Source organism: Sulfitobacter dubius, assembly GCF_027214245.1.
GTDB classification, from domain to species: domain Bacteria; phylum Pseudomonadota; class Alphaproteobacteria; order Rhodobacterales; family Rhodobacteraceae; genus Sulfitobacter; species Sulfitobacter dubius_A.
Genome location: NZ_JAPWHM010000005.1, coordinates 417,234 through 438,179 on the forward strand (window position 1 = coordinate 417,234; position 20,946 = coordinate 438,179).

Annotated in this window: 21 protein-coding genes, 1 tRNA gene and 1 pseudogene; 10 read left to right on the forward strand and 13 right to left on the reverse strand. The window is 60.9% G+C overall.

The features are described from left to right. Nucleotides 1-38: 38 nt before the first annotated feature. From O4H31_RS14950 to O4H31_RS14965, 4 genes are all read right to left on the reverse strand, one after another. Nucleotides 39-115: transfer RNA gene (locus tag O4H31_RS14950), tRNA-Arg, on the reverse strand. Between the two features lie 76 nt (nt 116-191). Then, nucleotides 192-1,577 (reverse strand): sensor histidine kinase, encoded by a 1,386-nt coding sequence (locus O4H31_RS14955; protein ID WP_269347023.1) that lies wholly within the window; start codon nt 1,575-1,577, stop codon nt 192-194. A gap of 8 nt (nt 1,578-1,585) precedes the next feature. Continuing rightward, nucleotides 1,586-3,007: a dihydrolipoyl dehydrogenase family protein gene (locus O4H31_RS14960; protein ID WP_269347024.1), complete on the reverse strand. Its 1,422-nt coding sequence runs from the start codon at nt 3,005-3,007 to the stop codon at nt 1,586-1,588. Beyond that, nucleotides 3,004-3,738: a TVP38/TMEM64 family protein gene (locus O4H31_RS14965; RefSeq protein ID WP_269347027.1), complete on the reverse strand. Its 735-nt coding sequence runs from the start codon at nt 3,736-3,738 to the stop codon at nt 3,004-3,006. Before O4H31_RS14965 ends, O4H31_RS14960 begins: the two co-directional genes overlap by 4 nt. A gap of 318 nt (nt 3,739-4,056) precedes the next feature. Here O4H31_RS14965 and rpmH point away from each other — a divergent pair, with 318 nt between their 5' ends. The 10 genes from rpmH (at nt 4,057) to O4H31_RS15015 (ending at nt 12,437) form a co-directional block, all read left to right on the forward strand. Next, nucleotides 4,057-4,191: a 50S ribosomal protein L34 gene (gene rpmH / locus O4H31_RS14970; protein WP_007118882.1), complete on the forward strand. Its 135-nt coding sequence runs from the start codon at nt 4,057-4,059 to the stop codon at nt 4,189-4,191. Nucleotides 4,192-4,217: 26 nt separating this feature from the next. After that, nucleotides 4,218-4,640: a ribonuclease P protein component gene (gene rnpA, locus O4H31_RS14975; RefSeq protein WP_269347031.1), complete on the forward strand. Its 423-nt coding sequence runs from the start codon at nt 4,218-4,220 to the stop codon at nt 4,638-4,640. Then, entirely contained in the window at nt 4,637-4,858 is a 222-nt protein-coding gene (gene yidD / locus O4H31_RS14980; RefSeq protein WP_269347033.1) for a membrane protein insertion efficiency factor YidD, read from the forward strand. The genes rnpA and yidD overlap by 4 nt, the downstream gene beginning before the upstream one ends. A 66-nt stretch (nt 4,859-4,924) precedes the next feature. Then, a complete protein-coding gene (gene ttcA / locus O4H31_RS14985) occupies nt 4,925-5,779 on the forward strand; it encodes a tRNA 2-thiocytidine(32) synthetase TtcA (protein WP_269347036.1) in 855 nt (284 codons plus the stop codon). Nucleotides 5,780-5,901: 122 nt separating this feature from the next. Beyond that, entirely contained in the window at nt 5,902-7,443 is a 1,542-nt protein-coding gene (locus O4H31_RS14990; RefSeq protein WP_269347038.1) for a putative bifunctional diguanylate cyclase/phosphodiesterase, read from the forward strand. A 280-nt stretch (nt 7,444-7,723) separates the two neighbouring features. Continuing rightward, nucleotides 7,724-9,595, forward strand: coding sequence for a membrane protein insertase YidC (yidC, locus tag O4H31_RS14995; RefSeq protein ID WP_269347040.1), 1,872 nt, complete (start codon nt 7,724-7,726; stop codon nt 9,593-9,595). Continuing rightward, complete coding sequence (locus O4H31_RS15000) at nt 9,595-10,332, forward strand: MOSC domain-containing protein (protein ID WP_269347042.1); 738 nt, start codon at nt 9,595-9,597, stop codon at nt 10,330-10,332. Before yidC ends, O4H31_RS15000 begins: the two co-directional genes overlap by 1 nt. Beyond that, a complete protein-coding gene (gene yihA / locus O4H31_RS15005) occupies nt 10,332-10,982 on the forward strand; it encodes a ribosome biogenesis GTP-binding protein YihA/YsxC (RefSeq protein WP_269347044.1) in 651 nt (216 codons plus the stop codon). The genes O4H31_RS15000 and yihA overlap by 1 nt, the downstream gene beginning before the upstream one ends. A gap of 36 nt (nt 10,983-11,018) precedes the next feature. Then, nucleotides 11,019-11,882, forward strand: a complete 864-nt coding sequence (gene argB, locus O4H31_RS15010) for an acetylglutamate kinase (protein ID WP_269347046.1) — start codon at nt 11,019-11,021, stop codon at nt 11,880-11,882. 60 nt (nt 11,883-11,942) lie between these two features. Next, nucleotides 11,943-12,437 carry a SixA phosphatase family protein gene (locus O4H31_RS15015; RefSeq protein WP_269347048.1) on the forward strand — a complete coding sequence of 165 codons (495 nt, stop codon included), beginning with the start codon at nt 11,943-11,945 and terminating at the stop codon, nt 12,435-12,437. 61 nt (nt 12,438-12,498) lie between these two features. On the opposite strand, the gene O4H31_RS15020 is transcribed toward O4H31_RS15015, so the two are convergent. The 9 genes and pseudogenes from O4H31_RS15020 to O4H31_RS15060 form a co-directional block, all read right to left on the reverse strand. Further along, a complete protein-coding gene (locus O4H31_RS15020) occupies nt 12,499-13,266 on the reverse strand; it encodes an amino acid ABC transporter ATP-binding protein (RefSeq protein WP_067916165.1) in 768 nt (255 codons plus the stop codon). 14 nt (nt 13,267-13,280) lie between these two features. Then, nucleotides 13,281-14,579 carry an amino acid ABC transporter permease gene (locus tag O4H31_RS15025; protein ID WP_067627541.1) on the reverse strand — a complete coding sequence of 433 codons (1,299 nt, stop codon included), beginning with the start codon at nt 14,577-14,579 and terminating at the stop codon, nt 13,281-13,283. A 3-nt stretch (nt 14,580-14,582) separates the two neighbouring features. After that, nucleotides 14,583-15,797 (reverse strand): amino acid ABC transporter permease, encoded by a 1,215-nt coding sequence (locus O4H31_RS15030; RefSeq protein WP_269347051.1) that lies wholly within the window; start codon nt 15,795-15,797, stop codon nt 14,583-14,585. A gap of 216 nt (nt 15,798-16,013) precedes the next feature. Continuing rightward, nucleotides 16,014-17,030: an amino acid ABC transporter substrate-binding protein gene (locus O4H31_RS15035; protein WP_067622203.1), complete on the reverse strand. Its 1,017-nt coding sequence runs from the start codon at nt 17,028-17,030 to the stop codon at nt 16,014-16,016. A 193-nt stretch (nt 17,031-17,223) separates the two neighbouring features. Next, a complete protein-coding gene (locus O4H31_RS15040; protein ID WP_269347052.1) occupies nt 17,224-17,937 on the reverse strand; it encodes an ATP12 family chaperone protein in 714 nt (237 codons plus the stop codon). Continuing rightward, on the reverse strand, nt 17,934-18,617 hold the full coding sequence (locus O4H31_RS15045) for an HAD-IA family hydrolase (RefSeq protein WP_269347053.1): 684 nt from the start codon (nt 18,615-18,617) through the stop codon (nt 17,934-17,936). Before O4H31_RS15045 ends, O4H31_RS15040 begins: the two co-directional genes overlap by 4 nt. Further along, the gene (locus O4H31_RS15050) at nt 18,614-19,660 is read right to left on the reverse strand and encodes an RluA family pseudouridine synthase (RefSeq protein ID WP_067622210.1); all 1,047 of its coding nucleotides are present in this window, start codon (nt 19,658-19,660) and stop codon (nt 18,614-18,616) included. The genes O4H31_RS15045 and O4H31_RS15050 overlap by 4 nt, the downstream gene beginning before the upstream one ends. Continuing rightward, on the reverse strand, nt 19,657-20,010 hold the full coding sequence (locus O4H31_RS15055) for a fluoride efflux transporter FluC (protein ID WP_120351821.1): 354 nt from the start codon (nt 20,008-20,010) through the stop codon (nt 19,657-19,659). Before O4H31_RS15055 ends, O4H31_RS15050 begins: the two co-directional genes overlap by 4 nt. Before the next feature lie 31 nt (nt 20,011-20,041). Further along, nucleotides 20,042-20,602 (reverse strand): annotated as a pseudogene (locus tag O4H31_RS15060) (replication-associated recombination protein A); the annotation flags it as partial. Between the last annotated feature and the right edge of the window lie 344 nt (nt 20,603-20,946).

Sequence of the window (20,946 nt, forward strand, 5' to 3'; positions counted from 1 at the left end):
TGCGCCCTAAAGGCGCTTCGTTCTTCAATTTTAGGTAGTGGCGGACCGAGGAGGATTCGAACCCCCGACCCCCTGATTCGTAGTCAGGTACTCTATCCAGCTGAGCTATCGGTCCACTGAGCGGGGGTTTAGTCTTAGCCCCGGGGAGTTGCAAGCCCTCGTTTTGAGGAAATGCAATTTTCTGCGAAAATCTATAGGGTGCCGTCCCCCTTGGGCAGCGTTATGTCAAAAACCGTCCCTTCCGGCCCACTGCTGCGCAGGGCCAAGGTGCCGCCGTGACCGCGCACCAGTTCGGATGCGATCACCAGACCCAAGCCCGACCCACCTTTGCGCGCACCGCCTTGAAACGCGGTAAAGAGGTGCTCGCGCGCTTTCGGTGGCAGGCCGGGGCCGGTATCGCTGACGGTGATGCACCACGCATCGCTCATATCTTCAGCCCGCAAATAGACTTCGCCCGGTTTGCCGGTGGCGGTAATCGCCTGCCGGGCGTTCCGCATCAGATTGGCCAGCACGCGGTACATTTGTTCGGGGTCCGCACGCACGGTCAGATTCGCGGGGATGTCGGCGGCAAAGCTGATGTCGCTTTCGGGGTCGGCAAGGCGTTCGCCATCGATGACCTCTTCCACCAGTTCTTCCAGCAGCATGAGGGTCAGCGTCGGTCCCGGCTCTTCGGCCTTGCCGAAAGCCAGTGTCGATTCGCATAGGTGCACCGCACGGGTGATGGAACTGACGAGCTTGGGCGCCATGCGTTTGACCGCTGGGTCTTCGGACATCTCGATCCGGTCGGTGAACAGCTGCGCCGAGGTGAGGATATTGCGCAGATCATGGCTGATCTTGCTGACCGCGCTGCCCAATTGGGCCAAACGCTCTTTTTGTTTCAGCGCCTGTGTCAGGTCCGTCTGGAGCTTCTGCAGCGCCACTTCAGCCTCGCGCAATTCGGTGACACTGGCGGAGGGCTCAATGATCCGCCGGGCGTCCTCGGGCGCGGCGGCATAGCGCTGCATATGCCCTGCCACCCGCTTGATCGGCTTGAGCAGCAAAGCCCGCATGGCAAAGAACAAAAGCACCGCCGTAATGACAGAGATCACTGCCGAGAGGATGAGGATGCGAATCCCGTAGTCGAGCATGGCGACACGCATCGGCGCGGTCTCCATCGTGACTTCGATCAACAGCCCCGCCTCGCGCACCGGGGCGCCGATCACGCGGACCACCTCATTACCGGGCCGGAACAATCGCAGCATGGCATCGCGGATCAACACAGTCGCCGAGGCATCGCGCAGATCATAGGTTTGCGACACCATGCGTGGCATCGGAGAGGCCAGCACCAGTTGCCGCGCCTCGTCCCGGCGCAGCACCACGTTGAAGACCTCGGCGTTGCGCAGCAGCTCCGCCTCCAACTCCGGGTCGAGCATATCGTCGGCCAAAAGCGCCAGCGACGCGATCTGCGCCCGCTCTAGCCGGGTCAGCATATATTCCTCGCGGAACCGCGCGATGGAGGGGACGAAAATCAGCACTTCGGCCAGCATCACAAAGATGGTGGTGAGGATCAGCAAACGGCCAGAGAGCGAGTGAATCATGAGCTATCTCAGGGCAACAGGCGCTGCACGGCGCGCACAACCGTTTTAACCAACGCGCTTTCAAAGAGGCGCGGACTGAAATAGGCCCCCGCCGCGCGTTTGTTGATTTCCGAGATCGTGGGGTAAGGGGCGACCATAGCGGCAATCTGGCTCATCTTCATGTTATTGACCAGCGCAAGTGACCACAGGGTGATCAGTTCACCCGCCTGATGGCCGACGATGCTGGCCCCGACCGGGCGGCCCTTGACAACCATGACCTTGATGAACCCTTTGGTCTGACGTTCGGCGATGGCGCGGTCGTTATGGTTATAGTGAAAACGCACGACCTCCAGTTTGTCGCCATGTTCTTCCCGCGCCTGCGCCTCGGTCAGCCCGACCTGCGCCAGTTCCGGCGCGGCATAGGTGACCCATGGAATATGATGCAACTTGGTCTTGCTCGGCAGTCCAAAAAGGATCGAGCGGATCACAACCCCGGCGTGATAGCCCGCCACATGGGTGAATTGCAGCCCGCCTGCCACATCGCCGATGGCATAGACCCGGCGGTTGCTGCTGCGCAGGCTGTCATCGACTTTGATGCCTGCTTTGGTGGTTTCCACCCCCGCTTTATCAAGGTCGAGCTGGTCGATATTGCTCTTGCGTCCCACGGCCATCAGCAGATGTGAGCCCTTGACCACACGGCCATCCTTGGTCTCGACCGTGATCGCCCCCGCCGCGCCACTGACCTTGGCGGCATCGCTGCCTTCTTCAAAGGCCACTCCCTCGTCCCGCAGGGTCTGCAAAACCACCTCGGACAATTCGGGGTCATCCTTGCCAAGCGCGCGACTACCTTCGATCACGGTGACTTTGCAGCCCAATCGCACATGGGCCTGCGCCATCTCGATGCCGATGGGGCCACCCCCAATAATAATCAAATGCTCCGGCTTCTCCCGTAGTTCAAAGAGGGTTTCGTTGGTCTCATAAGGCACATCCTCCAACCCCGGAATCGGCGGCACCAGCGGAGAGGATCCGGTGGCCACGACGATGCGCCGCGCGGTGATGATCGTATCACCCGCCTGCACCTCTTTATCGGAAATGAAGCGCCCGTATTCGCAGATCACCCGCACGCCCAAACCCTCAAACCGCTCAACCGAATCGACCGGCGCAATTTGCGAGATCACATTGGCCACGTGATCCTTGGCGGCCGCGTAATCCACCGCTCCGGCGGCCGCCTCCACGCCGTACTGCGCGCTATGCTGTTGAGCATAGGCGGTCTTGCCGGTCTTGATCAGCGCCTTCGACGGCACACAGCCATAGTTCAGGCAATCGCCGCCCATTTTATGCCCTTCCAGCAGGGTCACATCCGCGCCCATCTGCACGGCACCTGCCGCCACCGACAACCCGCCAGAGCCTGCGCCGATGATCAGAACGTCGGTCTTGATACGGTTGGTCATTTCAGCAGATCCTTCTTGCCGGTAAATGTCTTGATCGCCACAGGCAGCAGCGACAGAACGCAAAGGCCCAGAATGGGCAGCAAAATATGGGGTTCAAAGATGATCCCGAGGTCGGGCGTCTCGCCTCGGGCAAAGACTGCACCTAGCCCAGCCCCGACAGAGGTAAAGACCAGCGCCCCCGGCATGATGCCAAAGAACGTGGAGATCGCGAAGCGAAACAGTGGCACGCCAAGAAAAGCAGGGACGAGATTCGCGACGAAGAACGGAACCACCGGCACAAGCCGAATAAAAAAGAGCATCGACCATTGGTTGTCGTCGATCCCCGCTTTGATCTTACGCACCACCCCCTCAGAGGCATCCATCCGCGCCTTCAGCCGGTCGCCCAGCCCCCATTGTGCGGCCAAAAAGATCACAATCGCGCCCAACGTCGCCCCCCCCACGTTATAAAGGACGCCCGGAAACAGACCGAACAGAAAGCCGCCCGTTAGCGTGGCCACCGTGGCCCCCGGCAGCGAAAAAGCCACGATCACCACATAGGCCGCAACAAAGGCCAGCGCGGTCAGCAGGTAGTTGTTGTCGCGAAAGGCGATCAGCGCCTCGCGATTCTCACGCAGGGCGTCGAAACTCAGGTAATCACGCAGGGTAAACGCGCCGATGGCGGCGACCGCTAGGATCACCGCAAGGGGCAGGTAACGCATCAGCGCGGGCTTACTTTGATCTTTGCGGCTCATTTCAACACTTTCATTAGGCCTACGTCAGACCATTTTCCGTTTCCTTAATGATGGCGTGAAGCAGCGCGCAGGAACAGGCTCCTCACGCGCGCTTGATAGGACTTGTGCCCAGAGCCCCGATTTCGCAGGGTAGAAGGGCGAACTGAAACAAACCGCGCCCTTCTGACCGGCATTTTGTTGCAAAGCGCAGTTTTTCCGCCTCAGAGGGTTTGACTTGCGCGCCCCGCCGCATTAGAGGACGGGCTTGAATTGACGCTGGCCGCGGTGGAACCCTTCAAGTGATTCCGTGCCCAGCCAGCTTTAGATGGAGACGGAGCGATGAAACGCACCTTTCAACCCTCGAACCTCGTGCGCAAGCGGCGCCATGGTTTCCGCGCGCGCATGGCCACCAAAGCCGGCCGTAAGATCATCAATGCACGCCGCGCACAGGGCCGGAAATCGCTGAGCGCGTAAGCGCCCTCGATCTTCGGAACCAGAATATGACACCGCCGGAGGCACCCTTGAATGGCACTTGCGCCACAAAGGGGAACCCTGCCCCGGCGGTTTCTCTGCGTTTGGAAACCCTGACCAAACGAGCGGATTTCCAGCGTGCAAGCCGCGCCAAACGTGTGGCGACCCCGGGATTCATCCTGCAAATGCGACCCCGCCGGGAGGAAGAGCCCAGCGCGGCGCCCATTCGCGTGGGATTTACCTGCTCGAAAAAGGTCGGCAACGCCGTTGCCCGCAACCGCGCCAAGCGCCGCTTGCGTGAAATCGCACGGCTGACCCTGCCGCAGACGGGCCAAGCGGGCATGGACTATGTCTTTGTCGGGCGGCGGGAGGCGACGGCGGCCCTGCCTTTCGAGCAATTGCTTGCCGATCTCACCCGCGCGCTCGATATCCTGCACGGGGCACGCAAATGACCCCCTTTGCGACGCTGCTCGCCCTCCCGGTGCGCGGCTACCGGCTGCTTTTCAGCCCGTGGGTCGGATACAATTGCCGCTACCAGCCCACCTGCAGCGCCTATGCGTTGGAAGCTTTGCAAAAACACGGCGGGCTGCGGGGTGGATGGCTGGCCGCGCGGCGCATCGCCCGCTGCCACCCGTGGGGCCACAGCGGGATCGACAACGTCCCAGACTAGCGCCACGCTTGCAGCAAAGGGGTAAAATGCCCTAGGTGAAGCCAAGCAGATAGTGAGAGACCGACGATGCTGGACGAAACCAACGAGATTCACCCCCTCTTTGCCGGCGCACCGCAAAGCACCGAATTCAAGAAACTGCGCAAACGCATCGTCCGCATGACCCGCGAGGCGATTGACCAGTACGGCATGGTCGAGCCGACCGCCGAGGGCGCGCCGAAGCCCAAGTGGCTGGTCTGCCTTTCCGGCGGAAAAGACAGCTATACCCTGCTCGCGGTCTTGCATGAATTGCAATGGCGCGGCCTGCTGCCTGTCGAGCTTCTGGCTTGCAACCTCGATCAAGGCCAGCCGAACTTTCCGGCCACCGTGCTGCCGGAATTCCTTAAAAAGATGGGCGTTCCGCATCGCATCGAATATCAAGACACCTACTCAATCGTGATGGACAAGATCCCTGCCGGACGCACCTTCTGCGCCCTTTGCAGCCGCCTGCGCCGCGGCAATCTCTACCGGATCGCGCGGGAGGAGGGCTGCTCCGCCGTGGTGCTGGGGCATCATCGGGATGACATCCTTGAAACCTTTTTCATGAACCTTTTCCACGGCGGACGGCTGGCGACGATGCCGCCCAAATTGGTAAACGAAGAAGGCGATCTGTTCCTCTACCGCCCCCTCGCCCATGTGGCTGAAAGCGATTGCGAACGCTTTGCCACGGCGATGAATTACCCGATCATTCCCTGCGATCTTTGCGGGTCGCAGGACGGGCTTCAACGCCAGCAGGTCAAGGCGATTCTCGACGGATGGGAGGCCAATAGCCCCGGTCGTCGGCAAGTTATGTTCCGCGCCCTGATGAACGCCCGGCCCTCACATTTGCTGGATCCTCGGCTTTTCGACTTTGCCGGGCTTGCGCGGAACATTGAGAGTACATAGCAAGAACAATTTTAGATAATAATCCACGAAAAACCGGTCTCTGTTAACCCACGACACACCCTAAAGGCGATATCCCACCCCCATCGGCGCAGGCATGGCGCGCATTGAAGAGGGATATCGCGATGGCACATTACCGCACCACTGGGCTCAGGCAACTGCGCCAGTCGCTCGCCGCTTTGCTTAGCGGTCAGGCCGCTCTGGCCTTTCTCCCCGCGATGTCATTGCTGGCGTTTTGGATTGGCGGTGAAATGGCCCTGATTGGTGTCTCCGCCGCGCTGCCACTTCTTTTTCTTACAGGGCAGCGGTTTGGCGAGGGGGCGACGTTACCCCGTGACGCACACACCGCCATACTACAGCGCAGCACCTTTGAAGAGCTGACCGAACAGGTCTTTCAAAGCGCCCGAACACAGGGCCGCTTGGCGGCAACATGCTTTATCGCGCTTGAGGATTTTGACCAGATTATCGAACGTTACGGCCAATCTGCCGCAGATACGATTGCGCGGCAAAGCGGCGAACGGTTGCACAGCGCCCTGCGGGATGACGATATCATCGGCAAGATGGGCGAAGCACGTTTCGCCATCTGCACGGCTCCGGTCCGCCAGCTTGATCTTGAGCTTTGCATTCAACTCGCCGGGCGGCTTCAGGCCACTTTGGAAGAACCGTTCTTTGTCGATGGGGTTACGATCTATCTCACGGCCTCCGTCGGATTTTGCCTCAACACCCGCGCCCCGGGTGGTGATGGCTCCGCTTGGCTTGCCGCCGCCGCCACGGCGCTGCGCAGCGGCCAGCGGCGCGGGCCATCTTCCATCCGCGCCTTCTCTGATCAGATGCGCCGGGAAACCGAAAGCCGCGTAGAACTCCGCGAGGAGGTCGCGCAGGCATTGGACAGCGGGCAGATTCAACCATGGTTCCAGCCGCAGATCTCAACCGACACCGGCCAAATCACCGGCTTTGAAGCACTGGCGCGCTGGAACCACCCGGTCCAAGGCATGATCCCGCCCTCCGATTTCCTGCCCGCCGTCGAAGAAGCTGGCCTGTTGGAGCGTTTGGCCGAGGTGATGATGTATCATTCCTTCGCTGCGCTCAAAGCCTGGGACAGTTCCGGCACCGAAGTGCCCCAAATCGGGGTGAATTTCGCAGGCGGCGAACTTGCCAACCCTCAGCTCATCGACAAAATCACATGGGAGTTGGACCGTTTTGATTTATCCCCCGAAAGGCTCGCAATCGAAGTACTGGAAACGGTCGTCGCTTCTGCCGCCGATGATGTGATCACCCGAAACATAAATGCCCTGCGCAAGCTCGGTTGCCGCATTGACCTTGATGATTTCGGTACCGGTCATGCCTCCATCGCGTCCATCCGCCGCTTTTCGGTAAGCCGGATCAAAATCGATCGTTCCTTTGTCATGAAGGCCGATCGCGACCCCGATCAGCAACGCATGATCAGCGCGATCCTAACCATGGCCGAACGACTGGGTGTCGAAACCCTTGCCGAAGGGGTGGAGACGGTGGGGGAGCATGTCCTGCTGGCCCAGCTCGGCTGTGACCATGTGCAAGGCTTCGGCATCGCCCGGCCCATGCCTTTTGAACAAACCCTTGATTGGATCGCCCGCCACAATGCAAAACTGCAAGATGTCCCCCGCATTATGAACGGGCGCGCCACATAGCGGCGCCGCCCTCGTCCGGTCTGCACGCCCCAAATGTAGCACGCCGTAGCTGCCCCGAGCCGATGATACGCCCCTCCGCCAAACCCCTTCAGCCCCGGCCCCGGCCAAAGCCAGTGCCACGGACTGCCTGCAACCGCCCCCGGCGAAACTCCGCAAAACCCATGCCAGATGGGCCAAAACCACGCAACATCGCCCCTAACCTTACCCGATTCCACTTGACCTTTGGCCCCGCACTCTGTTGAACCCCCGTGATATTCAAAGACATCAGGTGGCGGTCCCCATGGACGAACAGAACAAGAATCTCATCCTTGCCACGGCGCTCAGCTTTGCCGTCATCCTCGTGTGGTTCCTCCTGTTCCCGCCCCCCGAAGCCGACCCTGCGCTAGAATCTGGCACAGAGACCAGCCAAACCATCGAGGACACCTCGGTCCCCGGCTCCACCGCCGACACCGCTGCCGCGCCCGGCACGGAGGATGGCGAAGGCGCCGCACCCGAAGGCCGCCGCGCGGCTCTGGCGGCTGCCCCCCGCGTGGCCATTGCGACCGACAAGGTCAGCGGCTCCATCTCGCTGATGGGTGGCCGGATCGACGACCTGAAACTAAACGACTACCAAACCACGCTCGACGCAGACGCCGAAATCGTGACCCTGCTCTCCCCCGAAGGATCGAGCGATGCCTATTACGCGCTGCACGGCTGGGCCGCAGGCTCTGGCCTTGCGCCCGATGCCGTGCCGGGTGTCGATACGCTCTGGACCCTGAGCGAGGGCGAAACACTGGGCGTCGACAGCCCCGTCACATTAAGCTGGGACAATGGTGCCGGTCAGGTCTTTACCCGCACCATCTCGGTCGACGACGAGTATATGTTCGACATCACCCAGAGCGTGACCAACAACGGCGAAGGCGCGGTGAACCTCGCCCCCTTCGGCATGATCGCGCAACACGGGCTGCCCGAAGACCTGAAAAGCTTCTTCATCCTGCATGAAGGTGCCGTGGCCATGGCCAATGGTGAGCTTTCCGAAGTCGATTGGGACGATATCGCCGAAGCCGACGTGAACAGCACCTGGGGCCGCCCCGCCGTGGTCACCGAAGGCGTCACCGAGGGCTGGGTTGGCTTCACCGATCACTACTGGCAGGCCGTACTGATCCCCGACGCGGGCGAGACCTTTGAACAGGCGCTCACCTATGACCCGCGCGCTGACACCTACCGTGCCTTCACCCGCCAGCCGACCCGCTCGGTCGCGGCAGGCGAAAGCGTGAGCACCTCCAGCAAGTTCTTCGCGGGTGCGAAGGAGTGGGAAACCCTGCAGGATTACCAAGCCTCCGGTGTCGCCAAATTCATCGACAGCATCGACTGGGGTTGGTTCTTTTTCCTGACCAAGCCGATCTTTTGGCTGCTGCACAACCTCAACCAGCTCATCGGCAACATGGGCGTTGCGATCATCGGCCTGACACTGCTGATTAAGGCGCTGCTCTTCCCGCTGGCCTATAAATCCTACGTCTCCATGGCGCGGATGAAGGAACTTCAGCCCGAAATGGAAAAGCTGAAGAAAGATGCGGGCGACGACCGTCAGAAGATGCAGCAGGGCATGATGGAGCTTTACAAGAAGAACAAGGTGAACCCCGCCGCGGGCTGTCTGCCGATCCTTCTGCAAATCCCGATCTTCTTCTCGCTCTACAAGGTGATCTTTGTCACGATCGAATTGCGCCACGCGCCCTTCTTTGGCCCGTTCCAAGACCTCAGCGCGCCTGATCCGACCTCGATCATGAACCTCTGGGGCCTGCTGCCCTATGCGGCCCCCGAGCCCGGCTCGATGCTGGCACTGGTGTTCATCGGTATTCTGCCGCTTCTGCTGGGTATCTCCATGTACCTGCAGCAAAAGCTGAACCCGGCCCCCACCGATCCGACGCAGCAGATGATCTTTGCTTGGATGCCTTGGGTCTTCATGTTCATGCTGGGCGGTTTCGCGAGCGGCCTCGTGGTCTACTGGATCGCGAACAACACGATCACCTTCACTCAGCAGTATCTGATCATGCGCAGCCAAGGGTACAAACCTGACCTCTGGGGCAACATCGCAGGCGGCTTTAAACGCACGCCCAAGGGTGATGCCGCCAATGCAGATAGCAAACCCAAATCGGGCAAGTCGAAAAAGTAATGCAGGTCACCGCGCTCAACCGACACCCGCTCAAGGCCCATGGCCGCGAGACGGTTGAGCGTGTGACCCTGCGCGCCGGGCAGTCGATGCCCTATGATCGCCTTTGGGCCGTGGCCCATGACGCATCCAAAGCCGCGCCCGGAGATTGGGCGCGGTGCTTAAATTTCACGCGGGGGGCATCGTCGCCGCAGTTGCAGGCGATCACGGCCAAGCTGGATGAGACGACTGAGATGCTCACCCTGCGCCACCCGGCGCGCAGCGAAATCACCTTTCACCCCGATCGCGAACAGGCCGCATTCCTCGACTGGGTGCGCCCCTTGGTGGCCGAAGGCCGCGCAGCGCCCGTAGATATCCTGCGGCTCGACGGGCGCGGCTATACTGACAGTGCCGAACCGACGCTCTCGCTCAATAGCCTTGCCTCCCATGCCGCAGTCGAAGCGCTTGTCGGCAGCCCGCTGCAAACCGCCCGCTGGCGCGGCAACATCTGGTTTGACGGGGCCGCCCCGTGGGATGAGTTCGAATGGATCGGGCGCGACCTGAAAATCGGCGAGACGCGGCTGCATGTGTCAAAACGCATCACCCGCTGCCTTGCCACTACCGTAAACACCGACACCGGCGCGCGCGACGTCGATACGCTCGCCGCACTTGACCAATTGGGTCACCGCGACTTCGGTGTTACCCTGACCGTCACCACCGGCGGAGAGATCGCCGTGGGCGACGAACTGGAGCTAATCTGATGCAAGTGAATTACACCATCGCCGAAGAGCCCGACACACCAAGCGCCGAAAGAGGCCGCATGCTGTTCGCCGGTGAGACGACATTCGTCAAAGGCGTGGTGGCGATGGACGGGCTGCCGCCCCCAGACCGGATGGAGGTCTGCTTTGCGGGCCGTTCCAACGTGGGCAAATCGACGCTGATCAACGCGCTGACGGGCATGAAAGCACTGGCGCGGGCCTCGAACACGCCGGGCCGCACGCAGGAGATTAACTTCTTCACGGCGGGCGAAGAGCATTACCTCGTCGATCTGCCGGGCTATGGCTATGCCAACGCGCCGCTGCCGGTGGTCGAGAAATGGCAGCGCCTGCTCAAGCAATACCTTTCGGGCCGTCAGACCCTGCGCCGCGCCTTTGTGCTGATCGACGCGCGCCATGGCGTCAAAAAGGTCGACAATGAGATCATGTCCTTGCTCGACAGCTCTGCCGTGACCTTTCAGGTCGTGCTGACCAAGGCAGACAAGGTGAAAGAAGCCGAGCGCGAGAAAATCCTGACGCAGGTGAAAGACGCGCTGAGCAAACACCCCGCCGCCTATCCCGAGATTGTGGTCACGTCTTCGGAAAAGGGCTGGGGCATCCCTACCCTGCGTGCCATCATCGCCACGCTGGTATAACACCTCCGCCGCTATCGGCTTCCCATGGGTCAACAGATGAGAACGCAAGACATGAACCGCGACTGGATCGCCACCGCCCAAACCCTCAGCCAAGCTCTGCCCTTCCTGCAACGCTATGCCGATGCCACCGTGGTCATCAAGCTGGGCGGTCATGCGATGGGTAGCGACGACGCGATGGATGAATTCGCCCGCGATGTGGCGCTGATGCGGCAGGTGGGTGTTAACCCGGTGATCGTCCATGGCGGCGGCCCGATGATCAACGACATGCTGGCGCGGCTGAACATCAAATCCGAATTCGTGAACGGCAAGCGGGTCACTGATGCCGCGACCATGGAAGTGGTCGAGATGGTGCTCTCGGGCCTCGTTAATGCGCGGATCGTGCAGGCGATTTCCGAACAGGGGGGACGCGCCGTGGGCGTCTCGGGCAAGGACAGCGGTCTGATCGTTTGCGAGCCGGAAGACCCCGCTCTGGGCCTCGTCGGCAACCCGACACAGGTGAACCCCCGCATCCTGCGCGACTTTGCCGACAAGGGCATCATTCCCGTCATCGCACCGCTTGGCATGGGCCGGGGCGGTGAGACCTATAACATCAATGGCGACACTGCCGCAGGCGCCATTGCGGGCGCGCTGAAGGCTGATCGCCTGCTGTTGCTCACGGACGTGGCTGGCGTCAAAGATGGCGCGGGTGAGGTGGTGACCGACCTGACGGCGAGCCAGATCAACGACATGATCGCCGATGGCACCATTGCAGGCGGGATGATCCCCAAGGTTCAGACAGCGCTGGATGCGCTCGAAGGTGGCGTGCGTGCGGCGGTGATCCTCGATGGTCGAGCGCCAAATGCCTGCCTGTTGGAACTCTTCACCGAACACGGCGCGGGCAGCATTATTCGCAAGGGGTAAAGCCCTTGCCCCCTGCCCCTGCTTCGCGCCTATGATGGGCCGAGCAGTGAAAGGAATGACATGCGCCGCCTGATCCTAATGCGACACGCCAAATCGGACTGGTCCCACGGCACCAGCGATCACGATCGCCCCTTGAACAACCGCGGGCGCGGCGCTGCCGAAGCGCTTGGCAATTGGCTGCGGACTGAAGGGCTGCTGCCTGATGCGGTGCTCTGTTCCACGGCAGCGCGGACGCGCGAAACCTGCGCGCTTCTAGATCTACCCGAAAGCTGCACTGTGACGCACCTGCGGCAGCTTTACCTCGCCGAACCTGATGAGATCATAGCGACCCTGCGCCAACGGACGTCTGGCGACACCCTGCTGCTTGTCGCGCATAACCCCGGCATTGCCGCCGCCGCGGTGGCGCTGTTGCAGGACACGCCCGACCAAGATGCATTCGGTCGCTATCCCTCGGGGGCGACCACGGTGATGGACTTCGATATCGACAGTTGGGCGGATCTCGCCCCCGGCAGCGGCGGGTTGCGCGCCTTTACCGTGCCCAAGCAACTGGTCTGAAACGCAAACGCCCCGACCGATTGGCCGGGGCGTTTAGTTCACGGTACTGGCGCAGCGCGGCTTAGTGTCCCAGAATCTGGCTCAGGAACAACTGTGTGCGCGGGCTCTGTGGGTTGTTGAAGAAGGCTTCCGGCTCGTTCTGCTCAACGATCTGGCCTTCGTCCATAAAGATCACCCGGTTCGCCACCTGACGGGCAAAACCCATCTCGTGGGTCACGCAGAGCATGGTCATACCCTCTTCGGCAAGCTCGATCATCGTGTCGAGCACTTCCTTGATCATCTCAGGATCAAGCGCCGACGTCGGCTCATCGAAAAGCATGATGCGCGGGCGCATGCAAAGCGAACGGGCAATCGCCACACGCTGCTGCTGACCACCCGAAAGCTGACCGGGGTACTTGTTGGCCTGATCGGGGATCTTCACCTTTTCAAGGAAGTGCATCGCCGTTTCCTCGGCTTCCTTTTTGGGTGTCTTGCGGACCCAGATCGGCGCCAGCGTGCAGTTCTCAAGGATCGTCAGATGCGGGAAGAGGTTGAAGTGCTGAAAGCACATGCCGACCTCTGACCGGATCTTGTCGATGTTCTTGAGGTCCGAACTCAGCAGCGTGCCGTCGACCTCGATGGTGCCCTTCTGATGCTCTTCCAAAGCGTTGATGCAGCGGATCAGCGTTGACTTGCCCGAACCCGAAGGCCCGCAGATCACGATACGCTCGCCGCGGTGCACCGTGAGGTCAATGTCGCGCAGCACGTGGAACGCGCCATACCACTTGTTCATGTTCTCGATCCGAATCGCGACTTCGTCGGATACTTTCATTTGTGCGGTCTCAGCCATGCGAGAACCCTCCCTTAACGATGGTCAGTCGCAAGACGGCGTTCCAGCCACTGCGAGTATTGAGAAATGCCGTAGCAAACGATGAAGAACAGCACGGAAGCAAAGAGGAAAAGCTCCCAGTAGACGCCGTTCCAATCGGTCGAGGCCAAGATCGGGCCGCGGATCATGCCGATGATATCGAAGAGCGAGATCACCGAGACCAGCGTGGTGTCCTTGAACAGGCCCACTGCGATGTTGACGATGCCCGGGATCGAGATCTTCAGCGCCTGCGGCAGGATGATCAGCCGCATCGCCTGCGGGTAATCAAGGCCAAGGCTATCGGCGGCCTCGTATTGACCCTTTGGCAGCGCGGCCAGACCGCCCCGGATCACCTCGGCGATATAGGCCGAAGAGAACATGGTGATCATGATCACGACACGGATGAAGAGGTCAACGCCCGAGCCCGGCGGGAAGAAATAGGCGAGCATCACGTTCGCCACGAACAAGAGCGTGATCAACGGCACGCCCCGGACGAATTCGATAAAGACCACGCAGATGCCTTTGACGATTGGCAGGTGAGACTGACGCCCCAAAGCCAGCGCAATCCCGATCGGCAGCGACAGTGACACACAGGTGATGCCCAGCATCATGTTTAGCATGAAGCCACCAAGGTCACGGCTGGGGATCGCTTGCAGCAGTGGCGAGGCGGGGCGCAAAGCCTCCCCGATGAAGCCACCGATATACCAGACGATCACCGCAGCAACGAGGCCACCCGCCAGTGCCATGGCAAAGCTTTTCTGCACCAGACGGCTATAGACGATATAGCCCGCGATCACGCCCAGGAGGGCAAAGATCGGCCCCCAGATTGGACCGCCCCAGATCAACCAGAAGGCCAGAAACGGGTAGACGCCAGTGAAATAAAGCAGCTTGCGCGGCAGGTCGATGAAGAGCACCGGGGCCACCGCAAGGAACAGCAGCACCAACGCGAGGGTCGGACGCCAGTATTGATCACTGGGATATTTAAACCCGAACAGGAGCTGATGCCAACGCTCGCTCAGCACCGAGAAACAGGCCCCCGTAGCCCCGTCCAGTACTTCGCGACATTCAGACAGGCTGCTTGCCGACCAAACGCCGTTCAACAGCCATGGCAATGAGCCGGCGAGCAAGAGATAGAGGAAATAAAGCGCCACCACCGTCAGCAGGGCATTCGCCCATGTCGGGAAGAGGTTGTCTTTTACCCATTTCACCGGGCCGCCCACTTTGTCCGGCGGTGCCGAAGGCGGCAGTGAGGTTTCACGCACGAAGGCGATGGATTCAGCATGTGTGTCTGACATGGCTTAACGCTCCTTCAGCTTCGTTGCGTTGTTGTAGACGTTCATCACCATGGAGATGCCCAGCGAGATGACGAGGTAGAAGAGCATCAACAAGACGACACATTCGATCGCCCGCCCGGTCTGGTTCAGGGTGATCCCGCCCAGTGTGGCGGTGATGTCGGCATAGCCCACGAGGATCGCCAGCGAGGAGTTCTTGGTGATGTTGAGGTAGTTCGAGATCAGCGGCGGGATGATTACGCGCAGCGCCTGCGGCAGCACCACAAGGTTCATGATCCGGCCCGACCGCAGCCCCAAGGCAGCGGCGGCTTCGGATTGGCCTTTGCTGACGGCTTGGATGCCCGCGCGGACGTTCTCGGCGATGAAAGCACCGGTGTAAATCGACAGGGCGAACCACAGCGCGATCAGCGGTGCGCCAATCTGGATGCCGCCGCGGAAGTTGAACCCTTTGAGCGCGGGGTAATCCAGCCCGATCGGCATGCCCATGATGAAGAACATGATGATCGTCGGCAGCAACAAGATCGCGACCGAGGGCCAAAGCATCGGCAGCAGGCGACCGGTGTCATAAAGCAGTTTCGTCGCATAGCGGCGGTAGGCAAAAACACCGATCACCGAGGCGACAAAGGTCGCCACCACGATCATCGAGCCCGGCCCCCAGACCGGACCGGGGATATAGACACCCCGGTTGGTAAAGGCGAATGACCCCAGCATCATGCTCGACGCCGGATCATCGCCCCGGAAGGCCGAAGGCGCGGGCATCGCGGCGGTCATGATGGTGTAGATGATCAGGATCCAGATCAGCACCGGGATGTTGCGGAAGATCTCGACATAGCCTGCCATCAGCTTGCGGATAAGCCAGTTGTTCGACAGGCGCAGAACCCCGGCGATGACGCCAAAGATTGTGGCCGTGATACAGGCGAGGAAGGACACCAACAGCGTGTTGATGATGCCGACCCAAGCCGCCTGAAGGTTCGACGATTGGCTGGTATAGGGGATCAGCGTTTGGTTGATGTCATAGCCCGCGGGGTTACCGAGGAACTGGAAAGAGATGTTCAACCCGGCGGCGCGAAGGTTCGCGGCAAGGTTCGATCCCAGATACCAGATCGCCGTGACCAGCAGCGCAAGTGCGATAACCTGAAAGGTAATCGACCGATAGCGGGTGTCGCTCAACAGCATAGATGGCCGGAACGACTCCTTGGGAGGGTCGGAGAATGTCGTCATGTATGTATCCCTGTGTTCCGGCTTGTTTTTTATTGGTGCATTTGGCGCACCTTGGCCGAATCATTTTTGGTCGTTGATCGTTTCTTCGATCGTAGGCTTTTATTGTCTCGTTGGGTTTTTGTCAGTCGTTTTTAGACCGTTTTTCGTGTCGCAAAGCACTTCGCGCCCCCAGAGGCACAAAGGGCGCAGGAATTCCTGCGCCCTTTGACTTGCTATTTAGCGGAAGGGCGGTGCGTAGAGCAGGCCACCGTCTGTCCACTGGGCGTTCAGCCCGCGTGCCAGACCGATCGGGGTCTCTTCGCCGATGTTCTTGGCAAAGATTTCGCCGTAGTTGCCTTCGGCCATGATGGCGCGCTTGGCCCACTCGGCGTCGAGGCCGATCATCTCACCCAAGGTACCTTCGGTGCCCAGAAGACGAGCAATCTCAGGGTTGTTGGTGTTGCCGGTCATCTCTTCGATGTTGGCGGACGTGACACCCAGCTCTTCAGCAGCGATCAGTGCGTTCAGCACCCAGCGGGTGATGTCGCCCCAGTCGTTGTCGCCATGACGGACCAGCGGGCCGAGCGGCTCTTTCGAGATGATCTCGGGCAGCAGCACGTGCTCGCCGGGGTTCTCAAAAGTGGCGCGTGTCGCGGCAAGGCCGGATGCGTCTGTGGTGTAGGTGTCGCAGGCACCGGCAAGGTACTGCTGCTGGCCTTCGGCGTTGGTTTCAACAGGCACGGGCTCATAGCTGATGTTGTTCTTGCGGAAGAAGTCCGCGAGGTTCAGCTCGGTTGTTGTGCCGGTCTGGATGCAGACGGTCGCGCCGTCCAGATCCTTGGCCGAGGAAACGCCAAGCGCTTTGGGGACCATGAAGCCCTGACCGTCGTAGTAGTTGACGCCGATGAAGTCGAACTTCAGGTCGGTGTCACGGCTGAAGGTCCATGTGGTGTTCCGTGCGAGGAAGTCGATCTCGCCCGAGGCCAGCGCGGTGAAGCGGGTCTTGCCGGTTGTCGGCACGAATTCCACGGCGTTCTTGTCGCTCAGTACGGCGGCGGCAACGGCACGGCACACAGCCACGTCGAAACCTTCCCATTCGCCGTTGGCATTCGGCGCGGCAAAGCCTGCAAGGCCTGTGGTCACGCCACAGTTCAGCTTGCCGCGGGCCTTGACGTCATCAAGCGTGGCGGCACCAGCAGCACCGGCCGCAAGGCCAGCAACGGTCAGCGCGCCAAAAATTACGGTTTTTTTCATTTTTACCTCTTCCTGATAGTCCGCCACGTTCACTGGCGGTTAATCCGACGTCAGGTGACGCCGAAAGCGATCTTGCGCAGGGTTCCCCCTGCTCAATGAAAAGCAGTGTGGGCGGATTCAGGTTTGAAGGTCAAGGGCGCGATGGGCAAAATCAGGGCGCGTTTTCACATCGCATGGCAAAGCTTTTATCAAGTTAAGCAGCTTTGCAAAGCACGATAATTGCACATGCATGTAAAAACGCCTGTCGCTTGATTTCGGCCTCTTGCTCGGCCATGTCATCGCGGCCCCACTGCTCGGCCTGCCAATTCTCATCCAGCCGCGACAAGGTCCAAATCTCTTCGGGGTCAAAGGCTTGTTCAAGCGCGGCAAAGCCAAGGATCAGCGAACCGGTCAGGCTGACAAGGTCATGAAATGCCGCCAATTCGAACGCATCGAGCCGCGCCGTTCGGCGGTGCAACTTGGCCAAGGCTTCGGGCGTTTGCGGCGCATGCATGATGCCCTGTCGCGGCTCCAAACGGACGCCAAGGGTCTCTGCCGCCCAATCCAGCATCGGATCCCACTGCGCTGCTTGCCGGGCGACCAATTCTTCGGGGCTGTCGGCGCGGTAGCACAGCAGGTCACTGTCCCCATAGGCCGCCAGCATGTCGACGACCTCGGCCTTTTGCACCGCGACTTTGTCGATGGCGGCATTGGCGGTTTTGGTCACCGGCATTGTGCGGGGGTCGATCTGCTTTTCCTGCGCCTGCCATTCGGCGGCCACGGCATCGGCCATGGCGCGGGTCGGCAGGGTCAGAAGCCGCTTGGCCGGGGTCTTCACCCGGCGACCATCCAATTCCACGGTGAAACCGTCCTCGACCGCGAGCACGGCGGCGTCTTTCCAAAAGCGTTTGGCTTTCCAGTCACTCATGCGGGAATGCTCCAGATTTGTTCCAGCAGGGCGGGCAGCGCCGCGAAATCCTCAACCAGATGCGCGGCAGCGGCCAACCGTTCCGGGCCGTGATAGCCCCATTTGACCCCGATCCCGGTCACCCGGGCGGCGGCGGCCATGTCCATGTCGAAAGAGGTATCACCGATCATCACCGTCGCCTCCGGCCCCACCCCGGCATCGGCCATCGCCTGATGGATCATCGATGGATGCGGCTTGGAGGGATGAAAATCCGCGACCTGCTGCGTAATGAAAAGCCCTTCCAGCCCGTGCCCGGCGATCAGCTTATCAAGCCCGCGTTTCGACTTGCCGGTGGCCACGCCCAACAGCACCTCCGGTTCGCCATGAAGACGCCGCAACGTGTCCAGCGCGCCAGGATAAAGCGGCGAGGATTGCGCAACGCCCACCTCGGCCCGCAGAGTCATATAGGCGGCCTTATAGGCCTCCACCATCGCAAGGTGATCGCCGGCCGGGCGTGTGGGTGCCAGCACGGTCATTGCCACATCAAGCGACAGGCCGACGATCGACAGGATCTCGGCACGGCTCGGCGCGGGCGCGTCGACTGCCGCAAAGGCTGCCGTCATCGCAGCCACGATATCGCCTTGGCTATCGACCAGCGTGCCGTCAACGTCAAAGATCACCAAACGCAGTGGCTTGCTCATTGCAGCGACTCAAAGGGGTCTTCGTCGGCCAGATCTTCGGTCCAGCCAAAGGTGTCCCAGCTATGCGCCATATGTTCGGGCAACTCAGCGGTGATGGTAACCGTCTTGCGGGTATGGGGATGCTCAAACCGCATCATCCGCGCGTGCAGGTGCAGCTTTTTCGAGATGATCCCGCCCAGTTGCGCGCCCCAGCCGTCGCCGAGGTTCTCTTGCCCCGAGCCGCCGTACTTCCCATCGCCGACAATCGGATGCCCGATCTCGGCCATATGCGCGCGCAGCTGGTGCGTGCGGCCGGTGACTGGCTCCATTGCCACCCAAGACGCGCGCGAGCCGACGCGGAACAGCGTGGCATAGAGCGTATGCGCCCGTTTCGCGCCGGGCGTGTCATCCATATCGCGCGGATGCACGGCGATCATCTTCTCGCCCTCGCCACTGCGGCCATGACCGCCGGCTTTCACGAGACCGTATTTGATTTCGCCCAAGTACGGCGTCGGCACACCGGCGACGATGGCCCAGTAAATCTTGCGCGTTTCGCGGTGCCGCATGGCTGCGGTCAGCGCCTTGGCCGCCAGACGGGTCCGCGCAAGCAGCAGTACGCCCGAGGTATCACGGTCAAGCCGGTGCACCAGACGCGGTTTTTCCTCGGCGTCAAAGATCAACGCCTCAGACAACGCATCGACATGGCGATCCGCCTGCCCCGAGCCGCCCTGCACGGCCAGTCCCGGCGGTTTGTTCAGCGCGATGACATGCTCGTCGCGGTAGATCACGCAGTTGCGGATCATCTTGGCATCAGCATCGGTAATGCGCGTCCGCTTTGGCGGCGGCGGCGGGGCGCTGTCGGGCAGCGGCGGCACGCGCACCTCTTGGCCGGCTTCGAGCCGCGTGTTGGCCTTGACCCGCCCCCCATCGACGCGAATCTCGCCCTTGCGACACATCTTTTCGATGAGCCCCTGATTGATCTGCGGAAACATCCGCTTGAACCAACGGTCAAGCCGCTGGTCGCCATCGCCCTCGGCGACGGTAATGGTTTGTACGCGGCTCATGCCAACACCTCTCGGGCCACCCAGAGGCCCAGCAAACAGGCGGCCAGCGACAAGATCACTGAGGCCCCCACATATGAAAATGCGACAGCGGCGCGGCCTGTTTCAAGCAGCCGCATCGTGTCGAGTGAAAACGCCGAAAAGGTGGTGAAGCCGCCCAGCAGGCCGGTCATCAGAAAGGGCAGCAACAGCGCCTTATCAGCCAGCGCAACCCAGACCACCCCAATTGCGAGCGAGCCCGCGACATTCACCGCCAGCGTGCCCAGCGGGAAGCCGACGGTCAGACCGACAAGGTAGCGCAAGCACGCGCCCAGAGCGCCGCCGAGCGCCACCATGATCAGTGTTTTCATCATCGACACCCCATCGCGCGGGCGCGGCCCGGAGTCAAGTTTTCCGCTTAGCCCGCAGCCCCGCGAAGTAATCCTGTCGCTTTTTCAACTCCCGTTCGAAGCCACGTTCGACCGGCTCGTAAAGGCTGGGGCGCTCCATCGTGTCGGGAAAGTAGTTCTGCCCCGAGAACCCGTCTTCGGCGTCGTGGTCATAGGCGTAGCCGCTGCCGTAGCCTTGCTCCTTCATCAGCTTGGTCGGCGCATTGAGGATATGCTTGGGCGGCGGCTCTGACCCGGTGCTGCGGGCCAGCCTGCGGGCACCTTTGTAGGCTTTGTAGACGGCGTTGGATTTCGGCGCGAGGCAAATATAGGTCAGCGCCTGCGCGATGGCCAACTCCCCCTCGGGGCTGCCAAGCCGCTCGTAGGTCTCCCACGCCTGAAGGCAGAAAGCCTGCGCCTGCGGATCGGCGAGGCCAACATCCTCAACCGCCATGCGGGTGATACGCCGCATCAAGTAGCGCGGGTCCTCCCCGCCCTCCAGCATCCGGCCCAGCCAATAAAGCGCTGCGTCCGGGTCCGAGCCGCGCATGGATTTGTGCAGGGCGGAAATCGTATTTAACTTGTTTTTCTACCCGGTGAGTGAGTGAGCGAGTAAATTTTCTTTATAATCAGGTAGATCGGCGCGTTCTGAAACTGCAACCTTAACAGTATTCTCCATGGGTATATTTTTTTTCTTCCCAATCGCAACCTATCGGCGAGCGTCCAGATCGTCACCTAATAGGTGATACAGAGTTTTCCACCCAGAATCTCGGGCTCACAAGATTGAAAGGTGTGTCTGTTTGCAGATTTCTCAGATCGGGTCGGTTCGGTGCGCAGCCGTTGCGCCGCAGTAATAGTGTGTCGGCCATGTCGATTTGTATGTGGTGATTCCACAGATGTACCGACAACCAGTCGAGTAAC